Origin of the sequence: Planococcus notacanthi (assembly GCF_030407825.1) — a bacterium.
In the GTDB taxonomy this organism is placed as follows: Bacteria; Bacillota; Bacilli; order Bacillales_A; family Planococcaceae; genus Planococcus; species Planococcus notacanthi.
The window spans coordinates 1187440-1205065 of record NZ_JASDCQ010000001.1 but is presented as its reverse complement, the minus strand read 5'-3'; the positions used below and the strand labels follow the sequence as shown (position 1 = coordinate 1205065).

Sequence of the window (17626 nt, the reverse complement as noted above, 5' to 3'; positions counted from 1 at the left end):
ATGAGATACATTGAACAACAGACCGTCGTCAAACGGATGAATGGCCGATTGATTGCCAACAGCATCTTCAAATACATCTTTCTGGCAGCGACGCTGATCGCCTTATTGGCATTGGTGATTCTGCTTTACCGGATTGTGACGCAAGGGGCGGGGCACTTATCGATCGAATTTTTGACCAACTTCGCTTCCCGCTTCCCCGAAAAAGCCGGCATTAAAGCGGCTCTCGTCGGATCCTTGTGGCTGATGTTGGTGGTGGCGCCGACTTCCATCATTCTTGGTGTCGGTTCAGCCATCTATTTGGAGGAATACGCAAAACAAAACCGCATCACTACGTTTATCCGCATGAACATCTCCAATCTGGCGGGAGTTCCGTCCGTGGTTTTCGGTTTGCTGGGACTGACCATTTTCGTCCGTGCACTGGCACTCGGAAACAGTGTATTAGCTGCCGGTTTTACCATGAGCCTATTGATCTTGCCGGTGATCGTCGTGGCGTCGCAGGAAGCAATCCGTTCTGTGCCGGGTGAATTGCGTGATGCCTCTTACGGCATGGGTGCAACAAAATGGCAGACCATCGTCAAAATCATCTTGCCCGCCGCAATCCCGGGCATTTTGACTGGCAGCATTTTGGCGCTGTCGCGGGCAATCGGTGAGACAGCTCCTTTGATTGTCATCGGCATTCCAGTCATCATTCAGTTTTTGCCAGCAGGTGTCATGGATACATTTACCGCGCTGCCAATGCAGATTTATGATTGGTCCAGCCGTCCGCAGCAGGAATTCCAGACAGTGGCAGCAGCGGGGATCATCGTATTGATGGCCGTCTTGCTGTTCATGAATTCCATTGCTGTCATCATCCGCAACAAATTCGATAAACGCTATTAAGGCAAATTATGTGGAAGGGGTTCTGCAAATGACCACCATCGTTACAAAGAAACCACCAATGGAGAACACAATGACCCAGCCTTCGAAAAAGGCTGTCTATGAAACGAAACAACTCAATCTTTGGTATGGCAACAACCATGCCCTTAAAAATATTGATCTGGAAATTATGGAAAATGAAGTGACAGCCATCATCGGACCCTCCGGTTGCGGCAAGTCAACCTATATCAAAACCTTGAACCGCATGGTGGAGTTGGTGCCTTCAGTGAAGACATCCGGTGAAATTCTCTACCGCGGACGAAATATCTTCAATCACGACTATGGGGTGGAAGAACTTCGTACGCGGGTGGGGATGGTTTTCCAAAAGCCGAACCCATTCCCGAAATCAATCTATGACAATATCGCTTATGGACCGCGCATCCATGGCATCAAGAATAAGAAGATTCTTGATGAAATCATCGAAAAAAGCTTGCGCGGCGCTGCCATATGGGATGAAGTGAAAGATCGGCTGAATGAAAATGCTTATAGCATCTCCGGTGGGCAGCAACAGCGGATTTGCATCGCGCGCGCCTTGGCAATCGAACCTGACGTTATCTTGATGGACGAACCAACCTCTGCGCTCGACCCAATTTCAACCTTGAAAGTGGAGGAATTGGTCCAGGAGCTGAAAAAAGACTATAGCATCATTATTGTGACGCATAATATGCAGCAGGCCGCGCGGATTTCAGACAAAACCGCATTTTTCCTCAATGGGGAAGTGGTCGAGTATGACCATACAGACACGATCTTTTCGAATCCTTCGGACAAACGGACGGAAGATTACATTTCAGGAAGATTCGGTTAATGACAGGAGGCGGAAATTTTGTCGGTACGTGAAAAATTCGATGTTGAATTAAAGACTGCGCAGGAAGAATTGATTGTTTTGAGTACGATGGCGGTCAATGCCTTGAGCAAATCCATGGACGCATTGGTGACGCAAGACGTCGATGCAGCGCTTGAAGTGATCGAAGACGATAAAGACATCAATCAGATGGAAGAGTTCATCAACGACCGGGTTATTTTATTGATTGCCAAGCAATCTCCAGTTGCCACCGATTTAAGGCGCTTGATTGTGACGATTAAAGTGGCTTCGGATATGGAGCGTGTTGGGGATTATGCAGTCAATATTGCGAAAGAGACCATCCGCATCGGCAAGCAGGAGTTGCTGCCTCAAATCGGGCATATCCAGCAGATGCAGAAGTTGGCTGTGGCCATGCTGCGCCAGGTCATTGATGCATTTGTCGAAGAAGACATCGTCAAAGCAAAAGAAATTGCCGAACTCGACGATCAAGTAGATGAATTGTATGGTGATGTGATTCGCAGGCTGATGCGTGAAGGCGGAGAAAAACCCGAGAAGCTCAGCCAAATCACCCAATTGGCGTTTATCAGCCGCTATATGGAACGGTCGGCTGACCATGCCACCAATATTGCGGAACAACTGTTTTACCTGGTCCGCGGACAGCATTACGATTTGAATAAATAAGAGAAAGCATTATCTGCAGGCTTAGCGTTCTTTTAAATGGCCTCTGCAGTAAGAACAGTTGCCGGGAGTAAAAAGCTCCTGGCAGTTTTTTTATTTAAAAGCTTCAATTTAGTGGGATTTTACAGTAGACTTTGCTTTGAAATATGCTATAATAATTAAGTCGTATAGATCACGCTTATTTATAAATGATCTTTGAAAGAATTAGGAGGGATACCGATGCGTGTTAACATCACTTTAGCTTGTACAGAATGTAGCGAACGTAACTACAGCACTGTTAAAAATAAGCGCAACAACCCTGAGCGTCTTGAAATGAAAAAATATTGCTCACGTGAAAAGAAAATGACAGTACACCGTGAAACAAAGTAATAACATTGATTGCCAAAACCTGCAGAGGTTTTGGCTTTTTTCTTTGTAGAGGAGATGGTGCTGATATGGAAAAAATTTCACAGCGAAAAAAAGTACTCGCTTTGCTCAATCAAATGACAGAAAAAGAATATAGAAGAAAGTCTGAGGCGATAATCAGCCGGTTATTGGAGGATCCTGCATTTTTAGCAGCGGAAACCATCGGCATGACCATTTCTGCATATCCAGAAGTGGACACACTCGATTTAATGGAAAAATGCTGGGCAGCAGGCAAAAAAGTGGCGGCCCCGAAATGCCATCCGGCTACGAGGGAAATGGATTTCCGGATCATCGACAGTTTGGATCAGCTCGAAGTTGTTTACATGAAGCTGCAGGAGCCGATTGTTTCAGCAACTGTGTACATAAAACCGGAAGAAATTGATCTGTTAATCGTACCGGGTGTCGTCTTTTCGAAGGAAGGTTATCGAATTGGCTTTGGGGGAGGCTATTATGACCGTTTTTTGGCCTTTTACAAAGGGGCGACTCGCTCTTTAGCCTTCGACTGCCAGATAGCGGATGCGATACCAGTGGAAGTTCACGATATGCCTGTACAGGGAATATACACCGAAAGCGGTTTGATTGATACGGGGGCGGTGGACAAATGAAAAACTTATATGATGTTATGCAGTTACTGAAGCGCTACGGCACGATCATCTATACAGCTGACTATAAAGCGGATCTTGAACTAATGGAAGATGAAGTCAAGGAACTGTATCGCATGCAGTTTATTTCGGCTAAAGAATTCGCATCGGCCATGCTTATTCTTCGCCAGAAGAGATCGGAATATGACAAGAAATAAATTCGTTTAACGAAACTTATTCGTAGTTCATTCGTCTAGAATAAGGGTGATTACTTCATATGCTATTAAAAATCTCTTATACTGTATTATTATGATGTAATCTCAACTACTTTTAGTCAACCGAATAAGGAGGCTGTGCGGGAATGTTGAAAAAAGAATGGCCTAAGCATTCAATACTGGCAATAGCCATTGTCGCAACATGGCTAAAAACATATATTGTTTATAAGACCAGTTTTTCGATCACCATTGACAATGTTTTACAGGAATTCATCTTATTTATCAATCCTTTGAGCATGCTGTTGTTTATCTATGGGATATCACTGTTCTTTAAAAGTGAAAAAGCCAAAAATCGTTATTTGATTGCTGTAGCAGCTATTACATCGATCGTCCTTTATGGAAATGTCGCCTTTTACCGGTTTTTCAATGATTTCATCACCTTGCCGGTATTGTTTCAGACTGAAAACTTCGGCGATTTGGGATCAAGTGCGGCTGCCAGTATTTTTTGGACGGACCTCTTGTATTTTGCAGACTTGGCCATCATTTTGCTGGCGATCAAATTCATTTCAACTAAAACGGGTATAGCTGCTTCTACATCGGTCCAGCGCAAAGCCTATTATGTCTTGGCGCTAGCGGTCCTGTTCTTTAACTTGGGGCTGGCTGAAGCTGAACGTCCTCAATTGCTGACGCGCAGCTTCGACCGGGAGATGCTGGTGAAAAACCTGGGGATGTACAATTATCATCTATACGATATTTACATCCAATCCAAATCTCAGGCCCAACGTGCTTTAGCGGACGGCTCTGAATTGGTGGAAGCCAATAACTATGTTCGTGCCAACCAAATCGATCCTTCAGAAGATATGAAAGGCATTGCCGAAGGGCGCAACTTGATTGTTGTGACATTGGAATCACTGCAGAGCTTCACCATCAACAGTGAAATGAATGGACAGACCATCACGCCATTTTTGAATTCGCTGACAGAAGATGAAGATACGATTTATTTCGAGAATTTCTACCACCAGACGGGATTGGGGAAAACTTCGGATTCGGAGTTCTTGCTTGAAAACTCCCTTTATCCATTGAGTGGCGGTGCGGTTTTCTTTACGCACAGCGGGAATACCTTCAATTCCATGGCTGAAAGCCTCGGTGAAAATGGTTATTCAACAAATGTACAGCATGCCAATACGAAGAGCTTCTGGAATCGTGATATTATGTACGAATCGATGAATATCGATAAATTTTATGATATCGAAAGCTTTGAAATTGGCGAAGGTGAAGCGGTCAACTGGGGAATGAAAGATATTCCGTTCCATGAACAATCGGTCGAACACATGACTGAAATGCAACAGCCTTTCTACAGCCGTTTGCTGACATTGACGAACCACCATCCGTTTACATTGGATGAAGAAGATAAATTGATCGATGAATACGATTCCAATTCAGGAACCTTGAACCGTTATTTCCAAACATCGCGTTATTTGGATGAGTCAATCAAAGTCCTGTTTGAAGAGTTGAAGGAAAAAGGCCTATACGAAAATTCGATTATCGTCATGTATGGGGATCATTACGGAATTTCCGAGAACCATAACGAAGCCATGACCCAATACTTGGGAGAAGAAGTGACGGATTTCACATCTGCTGAATTGCAGAAAGTACCTTTCTTTGTCCACATTCCCGGATATGGGGAAGGCTATGTTGACGATGAAGTCGGCGGCCAGATCGACATGCGGCCGACAATCATGAATTTGATGGGCATGGACACGTCGAAAGATATTCAGTTTGGCGGCGACTTGTTCTCTGAGGAGCATGAAGAATTTGTCATCTTCCGCGATGGACGCTTTGTGACAGATGAAGTCGTTTACGCAGGAAATGTCTGCTATGACAAAGAAACCGGTGAACCGGCTGAACAGGAACTGTGTGCACCGTATATTGAGCGGGCGTTTACCGAAATCGAGTATTCCGAGTCGATCATCAATGGCGACTTGCTGCGTTTCTACGATGAAGAAGACGGGCAGTTGACCACGATTCCAGACGTCGAACTGGAACAATAAAAAGAGAGAGCGCTTTGCGCCCTCTTTTTTTTTGAATGAAAAAAGCCGAGCGTTTGACGGCATCGGCTTTTTCTTGATTAATGAAGTGCTGGTGGATAACCTTGCGTGATAAGTGTTGCAATAGTGAAGCCGCCAAAAATTACTAACGTCCCAAAGTTAAAAAGAAAACCGAGGATTTCTTTGTTTTTAAGCGTTTGTAATGTGCCGACAGCTGCAAGAATTGCAATAAGGCCAAAAATAACTAGTAACATCCAACTCATCGATGACACTCCCTTCAACTTAAACAGCCAGTGCCGCTTTGTTCTCTTTATATTGTAAAGATATTCCGCTGTTTTGTCGAGGACAAAAAGTGTCAGTATGTTGACAGTCCTTCCGGTGCATCATGGTATAATCGGGCAGAGGTGAAGAAAATGCTGAAAATCGACCAAATGGAGCTGGGACCTGTCCAGACCAACTGTTACATCATCTCGGATGATCAGAAAGAATGCCTGATTTTCGATCCGGGAGAAGAAAGCGCAAAGATTCAGGCGCTGGTTAAAAAGAAAAACTTAAAACCGATCGCCATTTTGCTTACGCATGCCCATTTTGACCATATCGGGGCAGTGGATGATATACGGGAACATTATTCGATTCCGGTCTACCTCCACCATCTGGAAAAGGAATGGCTAAGCCGGCCGAATTTGAACGGATCTGGAAAATACGGAGCGTTGCCGGATTACCGTATCAAAGACGCGGATGTATTATTGACTGATGAAAAACACCTGCAAATCGGCTCATTCCAGATGGACATCTTCCATACGCCTGGACATTCCCCGGGAAGCGTCAGTTTCTCTTTTGGAAAAGAAGGCTTTGCCATAGTTGGAGATACACTTTTCCGCGGAAGCATCGGACGGACAGATCTTATCGACGGCTCTGAGAAAAAACTGCTGCAGTCCATCCAGGACTCGTTGCTGACACTTCCCGAGCATATGATTCTATATCCAGGTCACGGCCCGGAAACGACGCCCGAACAGGAAATGAAGAGCAATCCGTTTCTTCGTGGATTGTAAGGCATGTAATTAAAAAATAAAAGGTGCATCGGATTTCTCCGATGCACCTTTTATCATTGAATTCGTATTGATTAGTGCCCAGCACCAGGAACGTGGATGAACGTAGAGTAATAAGTGAAGCCTACGAAAAATACTGTCAAATAGGCGCCAAAAATATACAAATACATGCGTTCAGAAATATTTAAGAATCCAAGAAGAACAAAAAATCCGGTGTTAGCGACCATTAATAAAGATACTTCAACCATATCGCCTACATAAAAGAGAACTGCAAATATACCAGTCCACCATCCCATTAACTTGAACATATTATTCATGGGTAATCCCTCCTTTGCCACAACACAATAATCTCTCATTCATTATATAGGATAGGCAGTGAATGTGTAAACAGCGAGTTGGTCTTTCTTTGTGACAAACACGTGTACGGCTGTTTTCATCATTGTCAGGATTCTCACAAAAATTTGTGGATCCGATTTCAGAAGCCGTGGCTGACTGCTTCAAATCTCGGATTTGGCGTGAATCCCGGGGTCAAAATTTTATTTTGGCCAAAACTATTCCTTTCTGAAAACCAGCTGGTTATACTATGTGGGAACAGAGAGGCAGCCTTTGTTTAAACCGAAACAGGAGGTGGATATGCAATCGATTATTGAACGCCGCTGCGTTGATCTTCTGCAAGATGCGGCAAAAAACAAGACCACGGACATCCACATCAAACCCGAACCAACCTGCTATTCCGTCACTTACCGTTCGTTCCAAAGCCTGCGGCAAGTGACACAACTCCCCTTTGATCTGGGTGATCGCATGATCGCTTATTTCAAATACCTATCCCTTTTAGATATGAGTGAAAGAAGAAAACCCCAAACCGGTTCATTCCAGCTTCCCATCGACGAACTTTCCTATTACTTTCGCATTTCAACTTTGCCTTCCGTTTTGACGAAAGAGAGCATTGTCATTCGGATCATGCCGGACGATGCTGCTCAATCCCTCGAACAATTGGCGGCTTTCCGTGACTCTGCCCGCATACTCGAAAAATTGTCCGAAGCTTCACAAGGACTTATTTTACTGACCGGGCCAACGGGCTGCGGCAAATCGACCACACTTTATTCGTTGCTGAAACATTGCGCCGATAAATTGAACCGAAACATCATCACGCTGGAAGATCCCGTTGAACGGAAAAACCAGGCAATTCTGCAGATCCAAGTCAATGAAAAAGCCGGCCTAAGCTACGCTGCAGGGCTGAAGGCCATTTTGCGGCACGATCCTGACATCATCATGATCGGAGAGATACGTGATGCAGAGACAGCGCAGATAGCCGTGCGCGCTGCTTTGACGGGCCATCTGGTCTTTTCGACCATTCACGCCAGGCATTCGGTCGGCTGCCTGCACCGTTTGCATGATTTAGGGGTGTCATTTGAAGACATGTCACAAACTCTGATCGCCGTTTCGGCACAAAAAATCATTCCGGTGTATTCGGATACCGGCCAATCGGAATCGTGCCATCGTGCTCTCTATGAGATTTTAGAAGGCGCCAGGCTGGAAGAGGCATTAGCATCAGCCCGCCAGAAAAAACACTACACATTGCCAGACTCACTGACATTTGACGGCCAGATCAGGGAAGGGGTGAAAATCGGTGCAATTCAAGCTTCCTTTGCGCTCAGATAAAATCCGCCTACGTGATCGGGAACAGTTTTTGACGCGTCTGGCTGTTCTCATGAAAGAAGGGTACCTGCTGCCGACAGCTTTGAGCTTATTGCTGCCGATGCATACGCCGAAGCTGGAGGAAACACTGGCAGGCATAACCGGCATTTTAAAAGGAGGCGGAAATGCCGCTGAAATCCTAAAATTTCTAGGCTTTAAAGACCATGTGCTGTTTCCGATTGAAATCGCGGAATACCACGGCCGCTTGGCTGAGTCGATCGACAGCATCGCCAAAAGTTTTGCAAGGACGGAACAAGTGCAGAAAAAGCTGAAGAATATTTTGATTTACCCGGTATCCCTGTTGATTTTCACTTCAGTATTGTTTTTGTTTTTCCGCACCAGTTATGTGCCGAATCTGACAGAAATGATGGATTCGCTTCAATCAGGAGAAGAAGGATCCGGAGTACCGGCCTATTTGCTTAGCCTCCCAGATTTTTTTATTACCATCTTTGCGCTGGCGGCTCTGTCGGTTTATGTTTTCAGGCAATTGCTGAAAAGACAGCCCATTGAGCGGCAAATCGAATGGTTGCTGGCGGTGCCCGTGATCGGCAGCTTCATGAAACTGTATTGGTCGCATCTTTTGGCTCGTGAACTTGGAACATTGTTGCATAGCGGAATTTCCATGCAGGAATCACTCGAACTTCTGCAACGCCAGAATTACCATAAAATCATCCAGTTCATGACACGGCTGTCCCATGAAGAGCTGATGCTGGGGCAGACGTTTTCAACATCTCTGGAACATTTTCCATTTGTTTCCAAAGACATGCCGGCATTTGTGCAGCATGGTGAATTGACCGGCTATCTGGGGAAAGAATTGCTTCTCTATAGCGAAGTGCTGATGGAACAGATCGAACAGCAGACGCAGCGAATATTGCGCATTATCCAACCGAGTTTTTTTATCATGATCGCCATCTGCATTGTGGGTGCTTACTTGGCCATCCTAATGCCGATGTATAACCTGGTCCATACCATTTAAGGAGGAAAAATATGCGCTTATTGAAAAATCAAAGAGGGTTTACGTTAATTGAAATGCTCATTGTTATGCTAATTATTACAGTCTTGATTGCTATAGCCATTCCAAATGTCACAAAACAATCTTCTGCTGTAGATGAAAAAGGCTGTAAAGCTTATGTCCAGATGGTCCAAGGGCAAGTGGAATCCTATCGTATGGACATGAAGGCGGTTCCGACACTGGCGAATCTTGTAACGGAAGGTTATCTGAAAACTGGGGAGACGGAGTGTCCGAATGGCGATGCCGTGAATATTTCGGTTGACGGAGTGGTGACCTCTACTAAATCGTCATAAAGGAGAAGGGCTTTACCTTGTTGGAAATGTTGCTTGTCTTGATGGTGTTGATGGCGATCATTGCCATAACGATTCCTGGCTATCAGGCGATGTCGGTCAAGAAAGAAGAACAGCGTTTTTTTGAAATCCTGCAGCAGGATGTTTATTATGCGCAAAGCCAGAGTTTGGACTTGAAGCAGGTGGTGAAAATCGCGTTCCGGGAAACCAAAAGATCTTATGACATCTATATGGACACCCACATACCCGGCCAGACCAGGAAAATTCCGGATTCCGTCACTTTGAAAAAGACCAGCAATCTCACGGAAATCAAATTCAATGCCAGTGGGTCAGTGGTCCAGTCGGGAACGTTCCGTTTTGGCACAAGCAGCGGAGAAAAGACAATGGTTGTCCATCTTGGAGGAGGGAGAGTGGTGTTTTCTGAATGAACGAGGAATGTCCTGGGCTGAAACCATGGTAAGCCTGTTCATGGTGTTTATCATTTTTGGCAGCCTGCTGCCGGCCATGCTCAGTGTCCAACAAAGCCTGCAGGTGAAAAAAGAACGCGTCAGTGCTTTTGAAACCCTCCATGAAGCAGCGAGGGAAATACATTCGACTGGGGCATTGCGTGGCCGCCGCAGCGTAAACGGCATCGTCTACAGCTGGGAGATGGCAGACAGCCTGTGTGTCGATTACGCGGATTTTAGAGGTCAGCAGGAGCGGCTATGCAGCGAGTAAAGCGGCTGGATGAAAGAGGGTTTTCATTTCTGACATCACTTTTCGACTTATTAGTGTTGATGACGATGCTGCCGCTGATTGTCCTGTTTTATGGATTTGCTGTCAGTTTTACAGGAGATTTGGATCCGCACCGGCTCGAATGGCAATTGTTCACAAGCGATTTGCAGGGTTATTTGAACAGCAGCGACTCGCTTGAAATCATCAACGAAGGAAACGGGGTCCGTATCATCCAGATGGGAGAGGAGTATGATATTGAAATGTACACGGACATGATCCGTAAACAGAAAGACAGAAAAGGCCATGAAGTTATGTTGACGCGCATCCGCCATTGCAGCTTTTCTTTAAATGGTGACAAGTTGAAGGTCAAAGCAGAGTTTTCCACCGGCACCTTGGAAGAGGCAGAGTATGTTTTTACGCGTCCTTAAGGATGAAAAAGGTGCTATCTATCCGATTGCCATCGTCTTTTTCATGTCCGCTCTGGTTCTGTTATCCCACACGCTCGTCCTTTATTCCGTCCAATATAAAACATACGATGGTTTGGAAAATATGCATAGACATGCTACGATACAACTACTAATAGAAATAGAGCAAAATAAAATACCTGAGTAGAGGTAAGTATCGGGTGGGTAGGATGAACAGAATTTATTTGATTGGATTCATGGGCTGCGGGAAAAGCGCAGTCGGCAGAAGGCTAAGCTTTTTGCTGAAACTGCCCTTCTACGACATGGACAAAGAGATTGTCCGGCAGGTAGGGAAAACGATTCCGGAGATTTTCGAGCAGCATGGCGAAGAATATTTCCGGCAATTGGAAACGCAGTTTTTGCGAAATTTTAAACAGGATCATTGCATCATCTCCACCGGCGGCGGCGTGACCATGCGAAAAGAAAACCAGAAAATCATGAGAAATACCGGGCTCGTGCTGTTTTTGGATGCGCCGTTCCGGGAAATCTGGCGGCGGATCCATAGAGATCCAAACAGGCCGATTGTCCGCCAGTCGACGCGAGAGGAAATTGAAGCGTTGCATAAATCTCGCTACAAAGCGTATAAACAAACTGCGCATATCACTATCCGGACCGAATTCCGGACGTTGCGGCAAATTACACAATACGCTGCATTTCAAGTAAATCGACTAAAAGGCGAATGATTTGATTTTAATTAATCAAATCATTCGCCTTTAGTCCTTTTAAGGAAAAAAGATTGCGCTTTCCTTGGATCAATGTTAGGATTGACTCAAAGTTATACTATTCTGTATAACGGATTGGACCAATCAATATTGATTTGGGCGGATGAATGTATGGGGAGAGAACGCCAAGGCGTCGCCGAAGGAGCAAATAACAGAAGTTATGAATCTCTCAGGCAAAAAGACTCATACAGGACGCATCTCTGGAGAATGCTGCATGTCAGCTACCAACGAGGAAAGCCATTACGGTAAACTTTCAGGTTCCAGGACAGAGATTTCCCTTTAAAGGGAAATCTCTGTCCTTTTTTCGTGTCTGCAGTCAGGTTTGGCCGGCCGAAGGAAGTTGAAGAATGAGGAGGAAAATCATTGGCACAGTTAAAACGTACACCCTTATTTGAAACGTATTCGGAATATGGTGGAAAAACGATTGATTTTGGCGGTTGGGAACTGCCTGTGCAATTTTCAAGCATCAAGGAAGAACATGAAGCTGTCAGAACCAAAGCAGGACTTTTTGATGTATCCCATATGGGGGAAATCTTCGTTACCGGGCCTGATAGCTTAACGTACCTCCAGCATCTGGTTACCAATGATGTGTCCAAAATCCAGGATGGCCAGGCACAATATACAGCGATGTGCTATGAAGATGGCGGTACAGTAGACGATCTATTGGTTTATAAATTGGCGGATCAACAATATCTTTTGGTCGTCAACGCATCTAATATCGAAAAAGATTTCGAATGGATGGAACAGGCGAAAAAAGGCGACGTTACATTAGACAACGCATCTGATCGGTACGGTCTTTTGGCATTGCAGGGGCCTCTTGCAGAAGTGGTGCTTCAGCGGCTGACAGATGAAGACCTGTCATCGATCAAGCCCTTCCGTTTCAAACAGGATGTCGATGTTGCTGGTCAGACGGTGATTTTATCGCGTACTGGTTATACCGGTGAAAATGGTTTTGAGATTTATGCTGCTCCTGAAGCGTTGACTGTTCTATGGGACAAGATCCTTTCAGAAGGAAAATCGGATGGCGTTGTGCCAGTAGGTCTTGGTGCGCGTGATACATTGCGCTTTGAGGCTGGTCTTGCTTTATATGGCCAGGAATTGTCGAAAGACATAACGCCACTTGAAGCTGGCATCAATTTTGTCGTGAAATTGAAAAAAGAGCAGGACTTTATCGGCAAACAGGCATTAGCCGCACAGAAAGAAGCAGGTGTTCCACGCAAATCAGTCGGCATTGAAATGATCGATAAAGGCATTCCGCGTCATGGCTATGCGGTATATGCAGAAGACCGTAAAATCGGAGAAGTGACGACCGGCACACAATCGCCGACTTTGAAAAAAAATATCGGCCTTGCCTTGGTTTCAAGTGAGTTTGCTGAACTCGGAATTGAATTGGAAGTTGAAATTCGCAACAAACGGTTAAAAGCGAAAACAGTAGAAACGCCATTTTATAAACGATCCAACTAATCTAACTTGAAAAGGGGACAGCACCTTATGAAACATCGTTATTTACCAATGACATCTCAAGACGAAAAAGAAATGCTGGAAACAATCGGCATCGGATCAATCGATGAATTGTTTTCCGATATCCCGGAAAAAGTTCGTTTCAAAGGCGAATACAACATTAAGCCTGCTAAATCCGAGTCTTCATTGACAAAGGAATTGGCACAGCTTGCTGCTCAAAATGCCGACACCAACCGCTATGCATCGTTTTTAGGAGCTGGTGTATACGACCATTACAAACCGATTATTGTGGATCATGTAATTTCCCGTTCTGAATTTTATACGGCTTATACTCCTTATCAGCCTGAAATTTCTCAAGGCGAATTGCAGGCGATTTTTGAATTCCAGACCATGATCAGTGAATTGACAGGTATGGACATTGCCAACTCATCCATGTATGACGGCGGAACTGCGCTTGCTGAAGCTGGAATGCTTGCTGCTGGACACACGAGACGCAAAAAAATCCTGGTTTCGCGTGCAGTCCACCCGGAATCACGTGCTGTTGTCCGAAGCTACGCACTTGGCCAGTCGATCGAGGTTGTTGAAATTCCATTGAAAGACGGACACACGGATATGGACGCTTTGACGGAAATGATCGATGAAAACGTAGCAACGGTGATGATTCAGTACCCGAACTTCTTTGGACAAGTTGAAAACCTTAAAGCGATCGAACCGATTGTCCACGGGGCCGGTGCATTGCTATCGGTTTCTTCCAACCCATTGGCACTCGGTGCTTTGACTTCTCCAGGACAGCTTGGCGCTGATATTACAGTGGGCGATGCACAGCCTTTCGGCATTCCGGAAGCTTTCGGTGGACCTCATTGCGGTTATTTCGCTGTGACGAAGAAATTGATGCGTAAAGTACCTGGCCGTTTAGTCGGTGAAACGACGGATGAAGAAGGCCGTCGTGGATTCGTTTTGACGTTGCAGGCACGCGAACAGCATATCCGCCGCGACAAAGCGACATCGAATATCTGTTCCAACCAAGCATTGAACGCATTGGCTGCATCTGTAGCGATGACAGCACTCGGCAAAGTCGGTACACAAGAAATTGCCAAGCAAAATATCGTGAAGACCCATTATATGAAACAGCAATTGAAAAAAGCAGGCCTTGAAATTGCATTTGAAGGCGCTCATTTTAATGAAATCGTTGTGAAAACGAAAGAATCCGTTAAACAGTTGAACGATCGTCTGTTTGAAAACGGCATGATCGGCGGTTATGACCTTGGATTGAGCTATAACGAATTGAGTGGCCATATGCTGGTTGCTGTTACTGAACAACGGACAAAGGAAGAAATCGATGCATTCGTGCAGGAAATCGCTGCCAAAGTGCAGGAAGTGGGGGCTACTCATGCATAAGGACAACCAAGCGCTAATTTTTGAATTGACCAAAGAAGGCCGCGTCGGCTATAGCCTTCCGACACTTGATGTACCAGAAGTGGATTTGAGCGAACTATTGCCGGCTGACTTGATCCGTACAGAAGCGGCAGAACTGCCGGAAGTTTCCGAACTGGATATCATGCGCCATTACACGGCGCTGTCTAACCGGAACCACGGTGTGGATTCAGGCTTCTATCCGCTCGGCTCGTGCACAATGAAATACAATCCGAAAATCAACGAAACAGTAGCACGTTTCCCAGGGTTCGCGAACATCCATCCGCTGCAGGATGAAAAAACGGTTCAAGGGGCTCTTGCTTTGATGTTTGACTTGCAGGAGCATTTGAAAGAAATTACCGGTATGGATGAAGTGACGTTGCAGCCAGCTGCAGGTGCACATGGTGAATGGACCGGATTGATGATGATCCGTGCCTACCACGAAGCGCGCGGTGACTTTAAACGGACGAAAGTCATTGTTCCCGATTCAGCGCACGGCACAAACCCGGCTTCAGCAACCGTTGCCGGTTTTGAGACCGTGACCGTCAAATCAAGTGACCAAGGACTAGTAGACCTGGAAGATTTGAAACGCGTGGTTGGAGAAGACACAGCAGCATTAATGCTGACAAACCCGAATACGCTCGGCTTGTTTGAAGAGCAGATTCTGGAAATGGCTGCGATCATTCATGAAGTCGGCGGCAAGCTGTATTACGATGGCGCCAACTTGAACGCAGTTATGTCTAAAGCACGCCCGGGAGATATGGGCTTTGATGTGGTTCACCTGAACTTGCACAAGACCTTCACCGGACCTCATGGCGGTGGTGGACCTGGTTCAGGCCCTGTCGGCGTTAAAAATGATCTGTTGCCGTACTTGCCGAAACCGGTACTGGTGAAAAAAGATGATGCTTATACGTTCGATTACGACCGCCCGGATTCCATTGGCCGAGTCAAACCGTTCTATGGCAACTTCGGCATCAACGTACGTGCCTACACGTATATCCGCTCTATGGGACCAGATGGCCTAAAGGCAGTTACCGAATATGCTGTACTAAATGCCAATTACATGATGCGCAGGCTGCAGCCTCATTTCGATTTGCCGTATGACCGTCACTGCAAGCATGAATTCGTCTTAAGCGGCCGCCGCCAGAAGAAACTGGGTGTCCGTACATTGGATATGGCGAAACGCCTGCTTGATTTTGGCTACCATCCACCGACAATCTACTTCCCGTTGAATGTGGAAGAAGGCATGATGATCGAGCCTACTGAAACAGAATCCAAAGAAACTTTGGATGCATTTGTCGATGCGATGATCCAGATTGCGAAAGAAGTAGAAGAAAATCCTGAAATCGTCCAAAATGCACCGCATACCACTGTCATCAACCGTTTGGATGAAACAAAAGCGGCGCGCCAGCCTGTGCTCCGTTATTATAAAGCTGAATAAAGTACGATAATTCCCAGTTGTATCGTTCGGTTGCTGCAGGGAAATGAATAAAAAGCGTGGAAGCCACTTGGCTTCCACGCTTTTCTAATGGAACTGTCTCAACATCGTCGCTTTATTGGGGAAGTTATGTTTGTCGACGAGATACTACCGGGAAGCCTGTAAATCGTTTTGTGTGCGCTTCAAGAAGCCGCTATCCGCATTATTTCAGTGAGGGGTAAGATGGAGAGCGTCTTGTCTACTTTTTTATTAGCCTAGCAAATAGAGAAAACCCTTCCGGTTAAGAAAGGGTTTTTGAAGCCTAGGATTTGGATTTGATTTTTCCGGTCCATTGCTTGAAACCGCCTTGAAGCTGGAACAATTGATTGTAGCCTTTTTTCTTAAGGAAAATAGCTACCCGTCCACTGCGTGCTCCGTTTTGGTCATACAGGTAAACCGGCTTGTCTGAACGGATTTCCTTATAGCGTTGGCGCAATTGCGTTTGCGGAATATTGCGCGCTCCCAGAATATGGCCAGCAGCAAAATCTTTCGGTTCGCGCACATCAATCAATTGTGCTCTGCGGTAGCCTTCGATAAATTGCTCCTGTGTCAGGTTAGTGACAGCTTTTTTGATGCGGAAATAAGAAATGACCGCGTAAATGATGATTGCCAATACGATGGCGATCGTGATGTACAGAAATTCCAATGTTCTTGCCCCTTTCTCATCTTCCTTTATTATAAGAGAAGAGATGACGGATATTCAATGCCAATGTTACACTAATTATCGGAAATAGGAGGCGATCTTGTGAAATATCCAAAATGGATTTTTATAAATTCCGGTGCCGGCAGTCCAGCGTTCAACATGGCGCTTGATGAAGCCTTGCTGGCATGGCATAGTGAAGGGCTTATTCCGCCCGTCATCCGTTTTTACAGCTGGCAGCCTGCTGCCTTATCGATCGGTTATTTTCAGAACGTAGAAAAAGAAATTGATATGGAAGCCGTCGACCGGCTTGGCCTTGGATTTGTCCGTCGGCCTACAGGAGGCAGAGGTGTTCTCCATGAGCATGAACTTACATATAGCATCATCGTCAGTGAAGATTACCCGGAGATGCCCGAAACCGTAACAGAAGCTTATCGCGTATTGAGCGAAGGGTTGTTGGAAGGGTTTAAAAATTTGGGGTTGGACGCCTATTTCTCGGTGCCGGATACAGAAGAAAAACGGGCCGATTTGAAAAAACCGAAATCAGCGGTTTGTTTCGATGCACCGAGCTGGTATGAAATGGTCGTAGAAGGAAAGAAAGTAGCGGGCAGTGCCCAAACGCGCCAAAAAGGCGTCATCCTGCAACATGGTGCTATACTGATAGATCTGGATGCCGAGAAGCTATTGTCGGTTTTCAAGTTTTCCAGTGAAGCTGCCAAAGAGCGCATGCGCAGCAAAATTCCGGAAAAAGCAGTATCGATCAATTCGCTCCGTGAAAAACCCGTGACGCCGGATGAGTGTATCCGTGCGTTTAAAGCCGGTTTCGAACAGGCCTTGTCGATCAGTCTGGAATCCTATAATTTGACCGTACAACAATTGGCGGATGTCAAGGCTTTGGAAAAAATAAAATATGGAAATTCGGAATGGAATTTTCGCGCGTGAGAGTCTTTAGGCTCATTTTGTAGATTTCCAAAGCTGGAAACGTTGGTAAATAAAGCTTTTCATTGCTTCAATCATTTCCATCATAAAATTGTTATTGAAA

Annotated in this window: 22 protein-coding genes and 2 riboswitches; of the genes, 19 read left to right on the top strand and 3 right to left on the bottom strand. The window is 45.5% G+C overall.

Features of this window, described 5'->3' with window-relative positions; genetic code table 11:
* The 7 genes from pstA (at nt 1) to QMA01_RS05870 (ending at nt 5647) form a co-directional block, all read left to right on the top strand.
* The gene (gene pstA / locus QMA01_RS05900; protein ID WP_191715867.1) at nt 1-879 is read left to right on the top strand and encodes a phosphate ABC transporter permease PstA; all 879 of its coding nucleotides are present in this window, start codon (nt 1-3) and stop codon (nt 877-879) included.
* Between the two features lie 28 nt (nt 880-907).
* Entirely contained in the window at nt 908-1720 is an 813-nt protein-coding gene (gene pstB, locus QMA01_RS05895; RefSeq protein WP_422766031.1) for a phosphate ABC transporter ATP-binding protein PstB, read from the top strand.
* An 18-nt stretch (nt 1721-1738) separates the two neighbouring features.
* The gene (gene phoU / locus QMA01_RS05890) at nt 1739-2398 is read left to right on the top strand and encodes a phosphate signaling complex protein PhoU (protein ID WP_290214520.1); all 660 of its coding nucleotides are present in this window, start codon (nt 1739-1741) and stop codon (nt 2396-2398) included.
* A 216-nt stretch (nt 2399-2614) separates the two neighbouring features.
* The gene (gene rpmG, locus QMA01_RS05885) at nt 2615-2764 is read left to right on the top strand and encodes a 50S ribosomal protein L33 (RefSeq protein ID WP_006830468.1); all 150 of its coding nucleotides are present in this window, start codon (nt 2615-2617) and stop codon (nt 2762-2764) included.
* A gap of 65 nt (nt 2765-2829) precedes the next feature.
* On the top strand, nt 2830-3405 hold the full coding sequence (locus QMA01_RS05880) for a 5-formyltetrahydrofolate cyclo-ligase (RefSeq protein WP_290214519.1): 576 nt from the start codon (nt 2830-2832) through the stop codon (nt 3403-3405).
* Complete coding sequence (locus tag QMA01_RS05875) at nt 3402-3599, top strand: YqgQ family protein (protein ID WP_191715863.1); 198 nt, start codon at nt 3402-3404, stop codon at nt 3597-3599. Before QMA01_RS05880 ends, QMA01_RS05875 begins: the two co-directional genes overlap by 4 nt.
* 143 nt (nt 3600-3742) lie before the next feature.
* Entirely contained in the window at nt 3743-5647 is a 1905-nt protein-coding gene (locus QMA01_RS05870; protein WP_290214518.1) for an LTA synthase family protein, read from the top strand.
* Nucleotides 5648-5724: 77 nt separating this feature from the next.
* Here QMA01_RS05870 and QMA01_RS05865 read toward each other — a convergent pair whose 3' ends face one another.
* A complete protein-coding gene (locus tag QMA01_RS05865) occupies nt 5725-5907 on the bottom strand; it encodes a DUF2759 domain-containing protein (protein ID WP_191715861.1) in 183 nt (60 codons plus the stop codon).
* Between the two features lie 150 nt (nt 5908-6057).
* On the opposite strand from QMA01_RS05865, the gene QMA01_RS05860 reads away from it, so the two are divergent.
* On the top strand, nt 6058-6696 hold the full coding sequence (locus QMA01_RS05860; RefSeq protein ID WP_290185035.1) for an MBL fold metallo-hydrolase: 639 nt from the start codon (nt 6058-6060) through the stop codon (nt 6694-6696).
* 71 nt (nt 6697-6767) lie between these two features.
* Here QMA01_RS05860 and QMA01_RS05855 read toward each other — a convergent pair whose 3' ends face one another.
* The gene (locus QMA01_RS05855; RefSeq protein ID WP_006830462.1) at nt 6768-7010 is read right to left on the bottom strand and encodes a DUF2626 domain-containing protein; all 243 of its coding nucleotides are present in this window, start codon (nt 7008-7010) and stop codon (nt 6768-6770) included.
* 316 nt (nt 7011-7326) lie between these two features.
* Here QMA01_RS05855 and comGA point away from each other — a divergent pair, with 316 nt between their 5' ends.
* From comGA to gcvPB, 10 genes are all read left to right on the top strand, one after another.
* Entirely contained in the window at nt 7327-8355 is a 1029-nt protein-coding gene (gene comGA, locus QMA01_RS05850; protein ID WP_290214517.1) for a competence type IV pilus ATPase ComGA, read from the top strand.
* Complete coding sequence (gene comGB, locus QMA01_RS05845) at nt 8324-9367, top strand: competence type IV pilus assembly protein ComGB (protein WP_290214516.1); 1044 nt, start codon at nt 8324-8326, stop codon at nt 9365-9367. Before comGA ends, comGB begins: the two co-directional genes overlap by 32 nt.
* 11 nt (nt 9368-9378) lie before the next feature.
* The gene (gene comGC, locus QMA01_RS05840; RefSeq protein ID WP_191715857.1) at nt 9379-9696 is read left to right on the top strand and encodes a competence type IV pilus major pilin ComGC; all 318 of its coding nucleotides are present in this window, start codon (nt 9379-9381) and stop codon (nt 9694-9696) included.
* Nucleotides 9687-10121: a competence type IV pilus minor pilin ComGD gene (comGD, locus tag QMA01_RS05835; protein ID WP_340340195.1), complete on the top strand. Its 435-nt coding sequence runs from the start codon at nt 9687-9689 to the stop codon at nt 10119-10121. Before comGC ends, comGD begins: the two co-directional genes overlap by 10 nt.
* A 7-nt stretch (nt 10122-10128) precedes the next feature.
* Entirely contained in the window at nt 10129-10410 is a 282-nt protein-coding gene (locus QMA01_RS05830; RefSeq protein WP_225218537.1) for a hypothetical protein, read from the top strand.
* Complete coding sequence (gene comGF / locus QMA01_RS05825) at nt 10398-10835, top strand: competence type IV pilus minor pilin ComGF (protein ID WP_290214515.1); 438 nt, start codon at nt 10398-10400, stop codon at nt 10833-10835. Before QMA01_RS05830 ends, comGF begins: the two co-directional genes overlap by 13 nt.
* Nucleotides 10836-11041: 206 nt before the next feature.
* The gene (locus tag QMA01_RS05820; RefSeq protein WP_191715855.1) at nt 11042-11554 is read left to right on the top strand and encodes a shikimate kinase; all 513 of its coding nucleotides are present in this window, start codon (nt 11042-11044) and stop codon (nt 11552-11554) included.
* A gap of 142 nt (nt 11555-11696) precedes the next feature.
* A riboswitch (glycine riboswitch) is annotated at nt 11697-11788 on the top strand.
* Between the two features lies 1 nt (nt 11789).
* A riboswitch (glycine riboswitch) is annotated at nt 11790-11866 on the top strand.
* 90 nt (nt 11867-11956) lie between these two features.
* Nucleotides 11957-13057 carry a glycine cleavage system aminomethyltransferase GcvT gene (gene gcvT, locus QMA01_RS05815; RefSeq protein ID WP_203339844.1) on the top strand — a complete coding sequence of 367 codons (1101 nt, stop codon included), beginning with the start codon at nt 11957-11959 and terminating at the stop codon, nt 13055-13057.
* 27 nt (nt 13058-13084) lie between these two features.
* Nucleotides 13085-14452 carry an aminomethyl-transferring glycine dehydrogenase subunit GcvPA gene (gene gcvPA / locus QMA01_RS05810; RefSeq protein WP_191715853.1) on the top strand — a complete coding sequence of 456 codons (1368 nt, stop codon included), beginning with the start codon at nt 13085-13087 and terminating at the stop codon, nt 14450-14452.
* A complete protein-coding gene (gcvPB, locus tag QMA01_RS05805; RefSeq protein WP_191715852.1) occupies nt 14445-15908 on the top strand; it encodes an aminomethyl-transferring glycine dehydrogenase subunit GcvPB in 1464 nt (487 codons plus the stop codon). Before gcvPA ends, gcvPB begins: the two co-directional genes overlap by 8 nt.
* 298 nt (nt 15909-16206) lie before the next feature.
* Here the strand turns inward: gcvPB and QMA01_RS05800 are convergent, their stop codons facing one another.
* The gene (locus tag QMA01_RS05800) at nt 16207-16590 is read right to left on the bottom strand and encodes a rhodanese-like domain-containing protein (protein WP_191715851.1); all 384 of its coding nucleotides are present in this window, start codon (nt 16588-16590) and stop codon (nt 16207-16209) included.
* Nucleotides 16591-16689: 99 nt separating this feature from the next.
* Between QMA01_RS05800 and QMA01_RS05795 the strand changes: the two genes are divergently transcribed.
* Nucleotides 16690-17526 (top strand): lipoate--protein ligase family protein, encoded by an 837-nt coding sequence (locus tag QMA01_RS05795; RefSeq protein WP_290185025.1) that lies wholly within the window; start codon nt 16690-16692, stop codon nt 17524-17526.
* Nucleotides 17527-17626: the final 100 nt, after the last annotated feature.

Excerpts from the sequence above, each read along its gene's own strand:
- pstA (WP_191715867.1), top strand. The coding sequence starts at position 1 with ATGAGATACATTGAACAACAGACCGTCGTCAAACGGATGAATGGCCGA.
- pstB (WP_422766031.1), top strand. The coding sequence starts at position 908 with ATGACCACCATCGTTACAAAGAAACCACCAATGGAGAACACAATGACC.
- rpmG (WP_006830468.1), top strand. The coding sequence starts at position 2,615 with ATGCGTGTTAACATCACTTTAGCTTGTACAGAATGTAGCGAACGTAAC.
- QMA01_RS05880 (WP_290214519.1), top strand. The coding sequence starts at position 2,830 with ATGGAAAAAATTTCACAGCGAAAAAAAGTACTCGCTTTGCTCAATCAA.
- QMA01_RS05875 (WP_191715863.1), top strand. The coding sequence starts at position 3,402 with ATGAAAAACTTATATGATGTTATGCAGTTACTGAAGCGCTACGGCACG.
- QMA01_RS05870 (WP_290214518.1), top strand. The coding sequence starts at position 3,743 with ATGTTGAAAAAAGAATGGCCTAAGCATTCAATACTGGCAATAGCCATT.
- QMA01_RS05865 (WP_191715861.1), bottom strand. The coding sequence starts at position 5,907 with ATGAGTTGGATGTTACTAGTTATTTTTGGCCTTATTGCAATTCTTGCA.
- QMA01_RS05860 (WP_290185035.1), top strand. The coding sequence starts at position 6,058 with ATGCTGAAAATCGACCAAATGGAGCTGGGACCTGTCCAGACCAACTGT.
- QMA01_RS05855 (WP_006830462.1), bottom strand. The coding sequence starts at position 7,010 with ATGAATAATATGTTCAAGTTAATGGGATGGTGGACTGGTATATTTGCA.
- comGA (WP_290214517.1), top strand. The coding sequence starts at position 7,327 with ATGCAATCGATTATTGAACGCCGCTGCGTTGATCTTCTGCAAGATGCG.
- comGC (WP_191715857.1), top strand. The coding sequence starts at position 9,379 with ATGCGCTTATTGAAAAATCAAAGAGGGTTTACGTTAATTGAAATGCTC.
- QMA01_RS05830 (WP_225218537.1), top strand. The coding sequence starts at position 10,129 with ATGTCCTGGGCTGAAACCATGGTAAGCCTGTTCATGGTGTTTATCATT.
- comGF (WP_290214515.1), top strand. The coding sequence starts at position 10,398 with ATGCAGCGAGTAAAGCGGCTGGATGAAAGAGGGTTTTCATTTCTGACA.
- QMA01_RS05820 (WP_191715855.1), top strand. The coding sequence starts at position 11,042 with ATGAACAGAATTTATTTGATTGGATTCATGGGCTGCGGGAAAAGCGCA.
- gcvPA (WP_191715853.1), top strand. The coding sequence starts at position 13,085 with ATGAAACATCGTTATTTACCAATGACATCTCAAGACGAAAAAGAAATG.
- gcvPB (WP_191715852.1), top strand. The coding sequence starts at position 14,445 with ATGCATAAGGACAACCAAGCGCTAATTTTTGAATTGACCAAAGAAGGC.